Below are 15,178 nucleotides of genomic sequence, written 5' to 3'. Positions count from 1 at the left end.
TCTTCGAAATCCGATGAATAATCGTTAGGCTTGGGACGTGATCAGCGATGAGGGTGTGGCCCGTTTCCGTGCCATGAGCCGACGATGATTTTCGTAATAGGCTTCTATGGACTTTTGCTTGACTGGACCGAAGCCTCTTATGTCATCAGGTAGCTGAAGTACCTGAAGAGCATGCTCATAGTTGCCGGGATTCAACTCGCTCAGGGTCTCGTGTACCAACCTGAAGTAATGGATGATCAAGGCACGTTCATCTGCACGTTCACGGGTGTACGAAAAAGGGTCGAATAATGTCCCCCTCAGGCCCTTGAGCGCTGCGAGTAAGGCGAAGCCTTTAAAAGCCCATGGGCCGAATTTCATTTTTCGAGGTCTGCCTGTGGCCGGATTCAGGCGCGCGAACAGGGGAGGGGCCAACCAGACGGATAGCTTGCCAACATCAGTGAATTGAGCAGACAGACTTTTCTTGAAGTCAGCTGATGCGTAGAGCCTGGCGACTTCATACTCGTCTTTGTACGCCATCAATTTGTAGGCATTCTTAGCCACGGCAGCTGCCAGTTTTTCCGATCCCGGAACCACACGTGACTCGGCAGCACGTGCTGCATCGACCAGCTCGCTGTATCGCTTGGCGTAAGCCGCGTCTTGGTATGCGGTCAGATCCTCATGGCGTAGCGACACAAGATCCTCGACGCGCTCAGAAACCGAATGCGGAGTTCGATCCGTTGACCCCATGATTTGAGCGACTGCATCTGGGTTTGTGGCAGCGATCCGTCCCCATGAAAAAGCCCGCTTGTTGAGCTGCGGTGCGACCCCATTGAGCTCTATCGCGCGCTCCAGCGATGGCAGGCTCAGGGGCAGCAGTCCTTTCTGCCATGCGTAACCAAGAAGTAATACATGGACGGTGGTGGTGTCACCAAATAGTGCCTTAGCTAGCGCGCCGGCGGATAGGGCATGAAAGGACGTTGCGTCAGTGCGTTGCCGAAGGTGCTCGGTCATTTCATCGATTGGCTGAGTTGCATCTCGAAAGTGAATAACCTGTGCGGTAGGCACCTGCTCAGTGCTCAACACAACTGATGTCCGGTTCGGTGACAGACGTAATGAGATATCCGAGGCGCAGGACACTACTAGGTCAGCACCGATCAGCAAATCAGCCTCTCCTGGACTGATGCGGGAGGCGAAGATTTCCCCTGTTGCGCTGCTGATTTTGACCTGGCTCAACACAGCGCCGTTTTTTTGCGCAAAGCCGGTGAAGTCCAGCACGTTCGAGACCTTGCCATCGAGTAGGGCAGCCATGCCCAGCAACGCTCCTACAGTGAGTACACCGGTCCCGCCTATACCGGCCAGCATAACGTTGTAACTGCCAGCTCCTAAGTCAATCTCTTTAGGAGGCACAAGTGCGTCAATGAGAAGCCGCTCCAGTTCCCCGTCCGGCCCGGATGGTTTCGCCAACCTACCACCCTCGATCTCCACGAAACTGGGACAAAACCCTTTGAGACAGGACATATCGGTATTACAGCTTGTCTGGTTGATAGCACGCTTACGTCCGAATGAGGTCTCGAGTGGCTCGATCGCGATGCAGTTGGATTGAACCGAGCAATCGCCGCACCCTTCGCATACGCGGGGGTTGATCAACAAGCGTTTTTCTTGAACGGATGGCGCAGCCTTTTTCTTCCTGCGGCGTTTTTCTGCCGCACAGGTCTGCTCATAGACGATTGCCGTCACGCCAGGGATATCGCGTAGACGCCTTTGGACGGTATCCAATTTATCCCGATGATGGACTTCAACGCCGGGCGCCAGTCCCGAAGAATTTACCCACTTGCCGGGCTGGTCAGAAACCAGCACAACCGTCTTTACGCCTTCAGCATGCAATTGTCGGGTAATGCGGGCGGGATCGTTTACCCCTTCGGCGGGTTGGCCGCCGGTCATTGCAACGGCATCGTTGTAGAGAATTTTGTAGGTAATGTTGGTACCCAACGCCAAAGCCGCGCGAATGGCCAACAGGCCAGAGTGCTGATAGGTACCGTCTCCAAGATTTTGGAAAATATGCTGGGTTTGGGAAAAAGCTTGCGCGCCTGCCCATTGCATACCTTCTCCCCCCATTTGGCAGAACGTATTGGTTTTAAGCTCTGGCTGCATCAGCGCCATTACATGACAGCCGATGCCACCACCGCTGATGGAACCATCCGGGGTTCGGGTAGAAGTGTTATGCGGGCAGCCGGAGCAGAAATAAGGCGTCCTGACCGGAAAGCTCTTGTTCGATGCAGGCATCACACTCAATGCTTCAAGCTCCGCGAGCCGCTGGCGCAGTTCGCCTCCACCCAGGCGATCAACAAGCACACGCGCCAGAATCAAAGGTGAGAATTCGGAAACCTCTGGAAGCAATGGTCTTCCGTCTGGGTCCTGCTTCCCAATAACTCGAGGACGAGAACTGGCAGAGATGTGGAACAGGGCTTCCTTGATTTGCCCCTCAACAGTGCCACGTTTTTCTTCGATGACAAGGAGCTCTTCATGGTCACGCGCAAATTCGGTCATGCCCACTGTTTCCAATGGCCAGCTCATTGCAACCTTGTAGATCGAGACGCCGAGAGTCTGCAACGTTGCAGTACTCAGCCTCAAATCGACCAACGCCTGCATGAGATCCTGGTGAGCTTTACCGACCGTAACGATGCCTATGCGCTTTGATTTTGCAGCTACCAGGATCTTGTCCAAGCCGTTCGCATGGGCCCAGCGGCGGGCAGCCGGCAACCTTAGTTCAATGACGCGACGCTCGAGCTCATACCGCTGGTTTGGCCAGATGACCCTTGGGTCCCAGTTGAAGCTGGGCAGGCCAGGATCTTCATCGAGAGGCGTGCGATGAACGACGGGAGCGCGGAAATCTACAACAGCGGCGGCTTCGACAACCTCTGCAATGGTTTTCAGGCCGACCCACAGCCCGCTGAAACGCGACAGCTCAATACCTGCAAGCCCGAACTCTACAACTTCGGCCACGCTCGCTGGTTGAAGCACCGGCATTGAAGCAGACTGGAAAATGCCATCCGTTTGATGGGGGTACATGGAAGATTGTGCAGCATGGTCATCTCCTGATACCGCCAGAACACCCCCTAGCTTTGAGGTCCCCATGACGTTGGCGCTTCGGAAAACGTCTCCCGTCCGATCAACGCCTGGTCCTTTTCCGTACCAGATCCCGAAGACTCCGTCGACTTTAGTTGGACCAAACGCGCGGTGCATCTGCGCACCCCACAACGCAGTTGCAGCCAGATCCTCATTAAGGCCCGGCTGGAACACGATGTCGTTCTCTTTGAGTTGCCGGGCAGCTCGCCACAGCTGTTGGTCGTAAGCGCCCAGTGGAGAGCCTCGGTACCCAGACACAAGGCCAGCGGTATTCAGACCGCGAGCCCGATCTAGGCGCCGTTGCATGATGGGTAGGCGAACCAGTGCCTGAATACCTGAAATGAATACTCGACCATCTTGTGAATAGATGTCTTCGAGCCCGTAGTTATTATTCTGAGCCATGGCTAACCCTCCGAAACGTTCGGCCCATCTTAAAAAAATAGCCGTAGCGGGTGTGGCCAATGTTCAGGGGAAAAGCGTGATTTATTGGTGAATTGATCTACAATCTAAAAAATTAATGGTGAATACGGCTAATCCATGGACCGCATTGATGTGAAAATACTGCAAGTACTGGCCCGTGACGGCCGAATCTCTTGGCGCGAGCTTGCTGAAGAAGTCGGATTGTCCTCCACGCCGGTACTGCGCCGGGTCAAAGTACTGGAGGATGAGGGATATATTCAGGGATATTCCGCAACCCTGAACGAAGCAAAGCTTGCGGGTCCGCTGAGCGTACTTGTGTCCGTCAGCCTTGAGAAACAGGACGCCGATGCATTGGGACGTTTTGAAACGCAGATAAAACTAGCGCCGCAAGTCATGAGCTGCTTTCTGATGACTGGCGATTACGACTACCAACTCCGTGTCGTAACGCCCACTATAGAGGCCTTTCAGGCATTTCTGACGAACACGCTCGCCCACATCCCGGGCGTTGCGCATGTTAAATCCAGTGTCGCGTTGAAAGCGGTCCTGCTGCGTCAGTCTCCCCTGGTCTCGTAGCGGTTGCCCGCACCTAAACTGTACGTCCGGCAGAATGACGTCGCTCACGATTACCCGAGACGATGGGCATGCCGACCTGCTTTGCATATAACGCAACATAAATGAGCGGAAACAGCAGGCACCATACACTTGATCCCAGAAGCGCTAATAATTCATCGGTCATATTCTCTATTGGGTCGGTCAGTAAGCCTAGCATTACTAAGATGATTGGTTTGGGCAAAAAAACACATATCTTATTTTTTTGCAGAGTCATTATTTGGTTAAAGAAAAAACTGCCTTTCTTAGTATTAAAACGGCCCCGAAGTGTCAGGGCGGTTTAAAAAAGCTATTCAGCTAATACGCTGAGTTGATATTGAGATAAATCATCGTAATAGACCAGTCCGCGAGTCTGCAGAGTGGGTCGCATATCATAGATGTCCAGCCCTAATTCGCCGCTAGCCAGACGTTTGCGCTTACCGACTTCCAGTGCTTCTCGCTGCCGGGCGGCAGTAAGGACTTTTTCGACGCTTTGATGAGGGACTACTACAACGCCGTCGTCGTCAGCCACGACCGCGTCGCCCGCAACGATGTAGGCGCCTGCGCAGACAATTGGAACATTGACAGATCCCAGGGTAGCTTTGATCGTGCCCTTGGCGCTGATCGCTCGCGACCAGACGGGAAAGCCCATCTCGGTCAGCGTGGATATGTCTCGACAGCCCGCATCGATGATCAAGCCCCGTACGCCCCTGGCCATGAGCGAAGTCGCCAGAAGATCACCAAACATACCATCATGGTTTTCCGAGGCGCAGCCCACCACCAGAATGTCTCCGGGTTTGCACATCTCTACTGCCACATGCAGCATCCAATTGTCACCGGGTTGAGCAAGGACAGTCACTGCCGGGCCAGCGATCGCCGCGCCCTTGTAGATTGGGCGCATGTATGCCTGAAGCAAGCCGCTGCGACCCTGCGCTTCATGGACCGTAGCCACCCCTAATGCTGCCAGTTCATCGCCTGTCTGCACGGAAAATCGCGGCAAATTTCGAATTGCGACCCCGCTCATGACAAATCTCCTGTTACGCGTGGAAAGATGCTTTGATAACCCTCGGCATAAATGATGTCGCGTTGGGCTGTGATTCCGATGTTTCGCTTGGCCTGGACACCACGTTGCAAAGCGACTCGAGTGTAGTACTCCCAAAGATGCTCCTGTCCGGCCATACATTTGATAGCGGCCAGCTTTTGCTCCCACACAGGCGTGATGTCCAGCAGCACGTCGGGTTTCCATTCGCACTGCTCTGGTTGATGCGGTTCGAAGCTGTAAACCGGCGGAGCACCAACGATTTTTTCGCCAGGCCGATAACCCTCGGCCTGGGCAATGATGCGCGCTTCCTGGGTGAGATGCGTTGCCAAGGGGTGATCGTAGTTATAGGGATCTTTGAGAGAGTGGCTCAATGCAAATGCTGGCTGCACCCGCCGAAATACGTCCGCCAGACGAAACAGCACTTCTTTATCCGCTCGCATCGGATAATCACCAATGTCGAAAAACTCAATACTCGCACCCAGGATGTCTGCCGCGGCCTGAGCTTCCGCTCGGCGTCCGGCCTTTACCTTGTCCTCTGTCATTTCACCTTTGCGCCACATTTTTGCCGACTCGCCCCTTTCGCCGAAGGACAGGCACACGATGTGAACCTTGTAGCCTTGCTGGGTATGCAGAGCAATCGCGCCAGCAGCGCGCCAGACAAAATCAGCAGAGTGTGCGCTCACCACCAGCGCGGATTTTTGTTCGTTTGACATGTTGAAGTTCCTTTATCTTTCAATAATCAGAAGAAGTAACCAATACGCACGAAGCCTGAATAATCGAACTTGTATCCACCCTCCACTTGCAGGTCTCGGGTGAGCTCGGAATACAGCTGCACATCTTTCCTGACCCAATAACCCAACCCGACCCGTGCACGGGTAGAGTCCGAACGTCTACCGGTATCGATGCCGTCCAAGGTCGAGTTACCTCCCCAGGTACGGGTCAGTCCCACAGAGGTGGTGACCTTGTTGTCGAAGGTGTAACTAAGCCAAGGTTGTAATGTGTAAACAGGGTCTTGCTTGAGCGTGCGCTCAGCGGGTGTGGAGTCCGTGTTATCGCCGTACCAACTGACATCGCCGGTCAACTCCGCCCGCCAGGCACCGAAGCTTTGTACGTAGCCCGCTTGCAAAGCCGCGCCATAACGGTTGTTTCCCATGTTGACTCGGCTGTCATGGTCATAACTCCCTTGAGGGAAAAACACGTACCCAGTGATCCCCAGGTAACGCTTGTTTACGGTGTCGTTAAGAGGCCATGCCGTTATCGCCAGAAATGGATCGGCCAAGCCGGAGTCGTCGCCGATACGAACACCGTTCATTTTTAGCTTTTGCGAACCGAAGGGCAGTCCGAGTTGCACTTGGAGCCTCGTCTGGTCGACATCAATCATGTGAAACAGCCGAATCAGGCCTGTCCTTGTGTCCAGCTGTGTACCGTGGTTCACGGTTGCCCCTTTTTCCGGGTGGAATTCTGTTGCCCGACCTCCGCCCAGATACAGCATTGCGATACTGCTATCCGCCGGCGCGGGGAGATATGCGCCGGGGGATACATCCACCGCCCAGGCATCTGGAAAGCCACCAAGGGAAGCGAATGCACCGACTGGAATAGCGGCGTTACGTATACAGCGAGATAGAGAAATCATGTGTTGTCTCCGTTGTTGTTTTTGTTCGGAATACACAATCGTTATGCTGGCAAATGTTACGAGCGCGACCCTCGAGAAGAAGACAGAACCAGCAAGCACGAATTTCACTCGCTGGTTCGAAGTTAAAGGTCAAGAACCAAGCGGCTGCTTTTGGCTCGTGAACAGCAAGGTGTGAACTGGTCGTTAGACGCTTTTTCACGATCGCTCAAGTAGTAATCTCGATGATCCGGAACACCATCCAGCACCTTCGTCACACACGTGCCGCAGATGCCCTGCTGGCAAGAGACCGGAATTTCAATGCCCGCTGTCAGCAACACATCCGTGACTGTTTGCTGTGGCCCAACCTCCAGTATCTGGCCAGTGCTTGCCACTTGGATCTCAAACTGATCACTGCTTTGTTCCTCTGGGGTACCGGGTGCGCTGAAATACTCACGGTGCAGATTCGCCTCTGGCCATTGCTGCTCTCTCGCGACACCGAGGACGAAATCCATGAACCCGCCTGGCCCGCAAATGTACAAATGCTTGCGAGGCTCCGGGTTGTTGAGCAAAACCTTAATGTCTAATCGCGCCTGAGTATCATCGTCGTCGAACTGGCAAAAGGTGCTGTCGCAGTAGCGCGACTTTCCGACTCGCTTGATGAATGCAGCACTTGAAGCACTGCGGGCGAAATAATAGAGAGAAAAAGAGTGCCCTCGATCACTCAGAACTTCTGCCATGCTGAGAATAGGCGTTATGCCGATACCACCGGCGAACAGCAAGGAATGACTTGCATCCTGCTCAAGCTCGAAAAGATTTCGTGGCTCGCTAATGAGTACAGTTTGACCAATGTGCAAATCTTCATGCATGCCTTTGGAGCCGCCACGGGATTCTGCCGTCTGCAAAACACCCAACTGGTAACGATGGCGTTCCTGAGGGTGATTGCACAGTGAATATTGACGAATCAGTCCAGGCCTGACTTGTACGTCGATGTGTGAACCTGCTGTAAACGGTGGTAATGCACTACCGTCGGGATGTTGAAACTCAAACAAAAAAATGTTTTCTGCTTCGAGTTCTTTGCGAGTGAGGATGACCTCAAACATCACGACCTCCGCTTGTTTCAGGAGCGAATAGAAACTCGTCCTCAGCGTGAACATTGCAGAAGGCTTCCTGGCTGGTATCGGGCCCTATGACACCTGTAATCACGACCATGTCTTTGAAGTTGTTTGCCTCAGTGGTGCGAACAACACCACGTGGGTCTTTGCCTTCAAGTACGTCGCGGGCACCCTCATCAAGCATCCGACGCGCACGCATGATCGCCACGTCAGTTGCGCCGAGATGTTCATGGGTATGCTCGTGAATAACACCTTGGGATTGGGTAATTGCAATGTCATGCACAGAGAAACATTCGCCCATGCCTAGATAGGCTGCATCTTTCATGGACTCGCGGTCCTGCATGAAAAGCGGGTCGTCAGCGCGCAGCATGCGGTCGTGCTCATCTTTCTCAGCCTGGTATTGCTTCTCCAAGGCTTCTTTATCGAGCTGCCCGCTGCGGTGATAAATAAACTCCCAACGCCAGTGCGCGTGATCATCGATAGGAACGTCCCACAACATCGTCAGCCCGCCGTCCCCTAAATAACCCTCAAATCCTCCGACCGCGCAGGCGTTGGGCATGACGTAATTCGTGATCCGAATTGAGGTGTCGCGAGTTTCACTGATGGCACGCTTGGTATAAAGACGAACACCGAATCGGGTGTCTTCGATACTGATGATTGGACGTGCCTTGTTCGAAAATACACCCCACCGAGCTTGCATGGTCTCGTCAGTCAACTCGAGCTGATGGAGGTAAGAGGTATGTACCGGATCAATGTTGCCTTCACTGGCTTGCAACCAATTGCAGTCGCCGCGCCAGCGGCAGGTGTAACGGTGCTCATCGCCACCAGCGAGTGCCGGATAATTGGGGAAAAGTGGTGGCTCGCCAGGTCCCATGTACGCCCAGAACGCACCTGCCGCTTCATGTAGAGGGTAGGAATGGGTGCGCACCTTGTCCTTAGCGGTCGCAGAGTGTTCCGCAGGCTGATCGAGACATTTTCCTTTACCGTCGAACAGCCACCCGTGATAAGGACAGCGCAGACCGCCATCTTCGATACGACCCAAAGCCAAGTCTGCACAGCGGTGTGCGCACTTGCGATTGATCAGCCCAACTTCACCTTTATCATCGCGAAACAACACAAGGTCCTCGCCCATGATTCGCACTGGAAAAGGCGCCGAGCCCGGTGGTACGGCATCGGCCAAGGCAATGGGTTGCCAGTAGCGACGCAAGAGCTCACCGGCAGGCGTACCACGATTGGTGCGAGTCAGGTATTGGTAGCGGCCAGGGCCGCGCTCGCTCGGAATACTGTCTTGAACCACAGGGATCAGGCTTGTCTGGTCCATCTTTTAAATCCTGTTCTTGAAGTACCGAACTACCGGAAGGAACGACTCCTTAACAGGTGAACGGTTACGTTATTATTGGAGGCTCATCGTTTTGAGCTGACCCAACATTGAGGGGTGGGGCACGAGGCGATCAATGACGCGCACTCACTAGCAGTTATGCAAAATTTAGATAACTGTGCCTAAGGGGGCTTTCAGTTGTGATGTGAACCGCCTGGGTGCATCCTATTGAGTAACGCAACGACAAAATCAACCAACCCTAACAACTAAAAAAACGGGATTGGCATGGACATAAAACAGCTTGAATATTTCAGTCAGGTCGCAGAACTCGGTAGTTTCAGCAAGGCTTCTGCATTTCTCGACATCGCTCAACCTGCACTGAGCCGGCAGATACGACAGTTGGAAATCGAACTGCGTGCGTCATTGTTCGAACGTACTGGTCGTGGGGTTACGCTGACGGCGGCGGGTACCCGACTGCTTAAACATTCACGAGGCATTCTTCGGCAAATCGACCTGGCGCGTTCGGACATTGATCAGCATCGCAATGTCGCTGAAGGACGATTGGTCCTAGGTTGGCCCCCCAGTTTAGGACGCACCGCTACGGTGCCGTTGGTGGAAGCGTTCCGCGAACAATTTCCGGGCGTGACGCTCTGCCTGGTTGAAGGGCTGTCCACTCACATTCTCGAATGGTTGGGCATTGGTAGACTGGATTGCGGTGTGGTCTATAACACCACGCCTACTGCGAATGTCGACCTGTTGCCGTTGGCGGAGGAGCCGTTGTTTCTAATCTCTCCGCGCACCCCTGACGATGATGTCACTCTTGGTGGCTCCATCACCTTGGAGGCCCTTGCAGAGCTTCAATTCATCATGCCGGGGCGTCCGAATAATATTCGCCTCTTGCTTGAGCAGTCATTAGCGACTGTGGAGCGAAAGATCAAAGTGCGTTATGAGATAGAGAGCATCCCTGCCATCCATGAGCTGGTCCGGCGAGGGCACGGCCATGCAGTCCTTCCAATGAATGCTATCGGTGACGATAACTGTCATCTCGATAAGCGCTTAAGTGTTCGCGCGATACAGCCGGAACTGGCCACCAGCCTTTGGCTGGCCACTTCTACGCATCGGCCGAGCAACCTCTTGACCCAGCAGGCGCTGGGGCTTATTGACTCCGTGATTCGCGAGGAAATCCGGCAACGATCCATCGCCGTGCGATCACTGATGTTGCCGGCTTGAGCAATGCTTTTATTCAATAACAGTCATGCGCCATTTCGCGTTGCTGGTGTCCATTGGCCTCCCTACCATCGCTTCACAGGACGGTGATCAGGAACGGTGTCTTTCTGATCAAAAGAAGCATGAGTGGAGCGAACTGACGGCTTAAATTACGTGTCTTCTTTCCCATATGTGCTGCTTCAATAAGGGCCAATTCCCGTCAACGCATGTTGTCTGCCAGGCGCTGCCCAAAACTATGTGTTCTCCTTCGTAACTAACTAATTAGTGGATTATTCGTAGCGAAGTTTTTATTTGTTAAGTGCTACCGAAATACGATCCGATGAAGCTTTCTAGAGGGTTATAAGGGTAGGCTCGCGTTCTAAATTTTACACTAACGACTATCCGATTCTTGGCCTAGTCACTTGCTGTCGCCTCACCATAAAAATAAAAGAGAGGAAATATGAACACTACGTTCAGGTATTACGTCGTCCGGACTTTTGCAGGTTGTATTGGAGGGCTGATGTTAGGCGCTCCAGTCATGACATACGCGTCCAATGGTTTGTACACCGATGGTCAAGGGCTAAAAAGCGTGACGATGGGCGGAGCTGCAATTGCATTGCCACAGGACTCAATGGCTGCCGCGTCTAATCCGGCAGGAATGGCGTATGTAGGCAATAGAGTTGACGGTGACATTCAGCTATTCATCGGTAGTAATGAGGCCACTTATGGCTCCCCGGATAATCGTCTGCGTGGTCATAAAACGGTCCCCATCCCCGAGTTTGGTTTTAACTACGACCTTTCACCGAAGCTGAGCGTCGGGGTGTCCTCGATCGGTTCGGGTGTGGGCTGGGACTACGACGGACCGTTGTTTCAGGGGCAGGGACTACCACGATTTCAAGCGATGCTCAAGCAGGTCGGCATTGCGCCGACAGTGGCGTACAAAGTTACTGACAACTTTGCCATAGGTATGTCGATTACGGCGGCCTACCAATCACTGTTTGTTCGCGGCGCTGCATTTCCAACGCCTGCAGGTCCCGCCCTTTTGCCTAACCATGGAACCCAAGGCGCGTGGAGTTACGGGGTCCGCCTGGGTGCTTTGTGGACGCCTGTTGCCCCTCTGACGCTGGGTGTCTCGTATATCAGTAAACAAAAAGCGACCAGCTTTGATGGTTATAAGGATGATTTGTTGGCTGTCTCTGATGGCAAGCTCGACAGCCCTGAAATCCTCGGCGCCGGATTGGCGTGGCGACCAACAGACAAGCTGACAGTCGCATTCGATTACAGGCTGATCCGCTGGTCAGAGGTCAAAGCATTAAACAGCGATCAGACGTTCGGCTGGCGTGATCAACACAACATGCGCCTGGGGTTGGCCTATCAACTCAATGAGCAATGGACGGTTCGTACGGGCATCAACTACGCCAACCGCCAGTACGCCAGTGATTCGCTCGTAGCCAATATTTTGATCCCGGGTTTATTGCATAAGTCTTATAGCGCTGGCGTGACACGCACTGTAGGCGAAAGCGGGGAAGCGACCTTTGGATTGGTCAAGGATCTCAGCGAACACGTTACCGGCACGGGCAAAAGCAGCGGTTCGACCATTGACGTGAAGTACGGCTACGTCGTGATGGGCTATGGCTACAAATTCTAATCATCCATCGCTCTTACCTGGAGGCGCTATGAAACAGCCTGTTTTCGATTTTAAAAGAGAGCTATCGGAAAACGTTCTTTCACGCTTTTTCATCGCAGGCCAATGGTCGCCGGTGGACGGAGCTCTGCGACGTACGCTGATCGATCCTTCTACCGAAGCGCCAATGTGCGACGTACCCTTGGCGAGTTTTTCCGACATTGATCACGCCGTCGCTGCAGCCCGTCAGGCGTTCGATCTGGGCCCGTGGGCGCAATTGAGCGGCCCGCAGCGGGCCACCCATTTGCGGCTGTTTGCAGAGATCGTTAACGATCGCTTGCCGTTGCTCACTCGGCTCTGGACCGCTCAGGTCGGTGCACCGGTAGCTTTCGCGGGACGTTTCTCCGGTTTCGCACCCGCGATGCTCGACTATTACGCGCAGTTGGCTGAAACCTTCGAATTCACACAGGTACGTGAAACATTCGAAGGCAAGGCCGACGTCATTCGTCAGCCGGTCGGCGTTGTTGCTTTGATTGCGCCCTGGAATGCCCAGTTGCCTATTCTTGCCTACAAACTCGGTGCTGCACTCGCGGCGGGTTGTACAGTCATCATCAAGTCGCCACCGGAATCGCCCTTCGATGCGCTGGTGCTGGCCGAATGCGCGGAAGAAGCTGGCATTCCAGATGGCGTAATCAATGTCGTGACGGCAGATAGAGACGAAGGAGCCTACCTTGTAGCGTCCCACGGGGTAGATAAAGTCAGCTTTACCGGTAGCACGGCGGTAGGCAAGACGATCGCGAACGTGTGCATTCAACGCATGGCGCGTTTCACTTTGGAGTTGGGCGGTAAATCCGCAGCCATCATTCTGGATGACGCTGACCTGCAAGCCACTGTCGGAGCTCTAGCCCATTTCAGCATGCCGTTTTCAGGGCAAATTTGTTTCGCTCAAACCCGTTTGCTTGTACCTCAATCGCGCCATGAAGAATTTGTCTCTGCCTATACACAGGCGATTGCCAGCCTGGCAGTCGGGGATCCTTGGGACGACACGACACACTTGGGGCCGGTGGCCAGCGCCACGCAATATGAGCGTGTATTGGCTTACATCCAAAGCGGTTTAGATGAAGGCGCGCGAATCGTTACAGGTGGATCGCGAGCCAAAGGGCATGGGTCAGGTTTCTTCATTGAGCCAACAGTGTTCGTCGACGTGACGCCTGAAATGACGATTGCACGTCAGGAGATCTTTGGTCCGGTAGTGGTAATTATGGCCTACGAAGATGATGCCCACGCCCTGCGCCTGGCCAACGACAGCGATTTCGGCCTCAGCGGAAGCGTATTCAGCACATCCACCGAGCGGGCTGCCGCCTTTGCGCGCCAGATCAAAACGGGCAACGTGACTATCAATGGTTTGCAGATGGCGCCTAACGTGCCTTTTGGTGGGTTCAAGCAATCAGGTATGGGCCGCGAAGGCGGTCCCGAAGGGCTGGATGCGTTTCTGGAATCCCAAGCCATCTATCTCCCCAGCGTTTGAACTCGCTACCGCAGGTATCTCATGAAATATGACTACATCATCGTCGGTGGGGGCAGTTCCGGCTGCATTGCTGCAAACCGCCTTGTCATCGACCACGGCAAGCGAGTGTTATTGCTTGAGCAGGGCGCCGTGGACAAAAGTATGCTGCTAAAAATGCCAGCTGCAACATTCAAGATGCTTTTCGAAGGAAGTCCTTACGTCAAGCAGTACGCATCCGAACCACAGCTGCGATTGAACGGACGCGTAGTGCGGGTACCCCAGGGCAATGTGATGGGTGGTGGCAGTTCCGTCAATGCGATGGCTTACACCCGTGGTTCACGTCAGGATTACGAGCAGTGGAACACGGTACTGGGACAGCCGCAGTGGGGCTGGGATGTCTTGTTACCTTATTTCAAGCGTCAGGAAGGCAATCAGCGTTTCGATAACGATGCGCATGGCGCCGAAGGTCCATTGAAAGTCTCGGATCCTCGTTACCGGGTCGAGGCAGCCGATATTTTTGTGCGCACGATGCAACGCGTAGGTCTGCCGTTCCGGTCAGATTTCAATGCTGGCGATCTTTACGGAGTCGGTTACCTACAAACTTCCACCTGGCGTGGTGAACGCAGCAGCGCATCCACGGCATTCATAAAACCAATCCTCGATAACCCGTTGCTGACGGTTATCACTGGCGCTCGAGTCAATAAAATTCTATTCGACGCTGATCGAGCCGTGGGCGTCGAGTACCAGCTTAAGCAATCGATACACGAGGTTCATGCTGGAGCTGAAATACTCCTCGCCGCTGGTGCTTTTGCAACACCAAAATTGCTGATGCTTTCGGGGATTGGTCCTGCTGAGCACCTGAACCAGCACGGTATCGACGTACGGGTCGATTTACCGGGAGTGGGGGAAAACCTGCAAGACCACAACACGGCGCTACTTTCCATGACTACCAACGGTGCCTACGGCTACTACGGCGAGGACAGAGGTTGGCCTGCGGTACGCAATGCGTTGCGTTATTTTGCATTTCATGATGGGCCGATTTCCTCGAACGGCGCCGAAACCATGGCCTTTGTCAATCTGCAGGACCCATTGTCGGACCCGGATTTGCAGATCTACGGGGTCGGTGTCATGTGGCCTATGGAGGATGAAGAGAATGTGACCCACGGTTTCACTTTAATGGCCAATCTGGTCAAACCTCTTTCCCGGGGCACTGTACGTTTACGCTCAGCGAATCCAAGCGACGACCCGCTGATCAATCCCAACTGGCTGAGCGACCCTAGTGACTGCTCGCGCCTGGTAGAAGCACTCAAATATTTGCGTTCCATCGCAGCGACGGAACCGCTGGCCGGCATCATCCGCAAAGAGATTCAGCCGGGCATCGAAGTGCAAACTGACGAAGCGCTGCTGGAATACCTCAAGCGCACAACTGAGAGCAATTACCATCCTGTAGGCACCTGCAAGATGGGACCCGATCACGACCCCATGAGTGTGCTCCACGGCGATCTGCGAGTAAGAGGTGTAACGGGGTTACGCGTCATTGATGCCTCAATGATGCCCACTATCATCAGTGCCAACACTAACGCACCAGTGATGGCAGTGGCGGATCGGGCAATAACTCTGATGATGTCCAGCAACCCCGCCTGA

Annotated in this window: 11 protein-coding genes; 5 read left to right on the top strand and 6 right to left on the bottom strand. The window is 53.9% G+C overall.

Annotated features, from left to right (window positions below; translation table 11 throughout):
• Positions 1 to 24: 24 nt before the first annotated feature.
• Positions 25 to 3,507, bottom strand: a complete 3,483-nt coding sequence (locus LVW35_RS19730) for an indolepyruvate ferredoxin oxidoreductase family protein (protein WP_233891680.1) — start codon at positions 3,505 to 3,507, stop codon at positions 25 to 27.
• Positions 3,508 to 3,642: 135 nt separating this feature from the next.
• On the opposite strand from LVW35_RS19730, the gene LVW35_RS19725 reads away from it, so the two are divergent.
• On the top strand, positions 3,643 to 4,098 hold the full coding sequence (locus tag LVW35_RS19725; RefSeq protein WP_233891679.1) for an Lrp/AsnC family transcriptional regulator: 456 nt from the start codon (positions 3,643 to 3,645) through the stop codon (positions 4,096 to 4,098).
• Between the two features lie 325 nt (positions 4,099 to 4,423).
• On the opposite strand, the gene LVW35_RS19720 is transcribed toward LVW35_RS19725, so the two are convergent.
• The 5 genes from LVW35_RS19720 to LVW35_RS19700 all read right to left on the bottom strand — a co-directional run bounded on the left by LVW35_RS19720 (position 4,424) and on the right by LVW35_RS19700 (position 9,200).
• Positions 4,424 to 5,137: a 4-carboxy-4-hydroxy-2-oxoadipate aldolase/oxaloacetate decarboxylase gene (locus tag LVW35_RS19720; RefSeq protein WP_233891678.1), complete on the bottom strand. Its 714-nt coding sequence runs from the start codon at positions 5,135 to 5,137 to the stop codon at positions 4,424 to 4,426.
• Positions 5,134 to 5,868: a 4-oxalmesaconate hydratase gene (galB, locus tag LVW35_RS19715; protein WP_233891677.1), complete on the bottom strand. Its 735-nt coding sequence runs from the start codon at positions 5,866 to 5,868 to the stop codon at positions 5,134 to 5,136. Before galB ends, LVW35_RS19720 begins: the two co-directional genes overlap by 4 nt.
• 26 nt (positions 5,869 to 5,894) lie before the next feature.
• Complete coding sequence (locus LVW35_RS19710) at positions 5,895 to 6,788, bottom strand: transporter (protein WP_233891676.1); 894 nt, start codon at positions 6,786 to 6,788, stop codon at positions 5,895 to 5,897.
• A gap of 122 nt (positions 6,789 to 6,910) precedes the next feature.
• Positions 6,911 to 7,867 (bottom strand): PDR/VanB family oxidoreductase, encoded by a 957-nt coding sequence (locus LVW35_RS19705; protein WP_233891675.1) that lies wholly within the window; start codon positions 7,865 to 7,867, stop codon positions 6,911 to 6,913.
• Positions 7,860 to 9,200: a Rieske 2Fe-2S domain-containing protein gene (locus LVW35_RS19700; RefSeq protein ID WP_233891674.1), complete on the bottom strand. Its 1,341-nt coding sequence runs from the start codon at positions 9,198 to 9,200 to the stop codon at positions 7,860 to 7,862. Before LVW35_RS19700 ends, LVW35_RS19705 begins: the two co-directional genes overlap by 8 nt.
• 282 nt (positions 9,201 to 9,482) lie before the next feature.
• On the opposite strand from LVW35_RS19700, the gene LVW35_RS19695 reads away from it, so the two are divergent.
• The 4 genes from LVW35_RS19695 to LVW35_RS19680 all read left to right on the top strand — a co-directional run bounded on the left by LVW35_RS19695 (position 9,483) and on the right by LVW35_RS19680 (position 15,178).
• Entirely contained in the window at positions 9,483 to 10,427 is a 945-nt protein-coding gene (locus tag LVW35_RS19695; protein WP_233891673.1) for a LysR family transcriptional regulator, read from the top strand.
• Between the two features lie 436 nt (positions 10,428 to 10,863).
• On the top strand, positions 10,864 to 12,051 hold the full coding sequence (locus tag LVW35_RS19690) for an OmpP1/FadL family transporter (protein ID WP_233891672.1): 1,188 nt from the start codon (positions 10,864 to 10,866) through the stop codon (positions 12,049 to 12,051).
• A gap of 28 nt (positions 12,052 to 12,079) precedes the next feature.
• Positions 12,080 to 13,555, top strand: a complete 1,476-nt coding sequence (locus LVW35_RS19685; protein WP_233891671.1) for an aldehyde dehydrogenase — start codon at positions 12,080 to 12,082, stop codon at positions 13,553 to 13,555.
• 21 nt (positions 13,556 to 13,576) lie between these two features.
• The gene (locus tag LVW35_RS19680; protein WP_233891670.1) at positions 13,577 to 15,178 is read left to right on the top strand and encodes a GMC family oxidoreductase; all 1,602 of its coding nucleotides are present in this window, start codon (positions 13,577 to 13,579) and stop codon (positions 15,176 to 15,178) included.

The sequence above is a fragment of the Pseudomonas sp. HN11 genome (genome assembly GCF_021390155.1).
GTDB lineage: Bacteria > Pseudomonadota > Gammaproteobacteria > Pseudomonadales > Pseudomonadaceae > Aquipseudomonas.
Note: the sequence above shows the minus strand (reverse complement) of the source record. Positions and strands in the feature narration are given on the sequence as shown.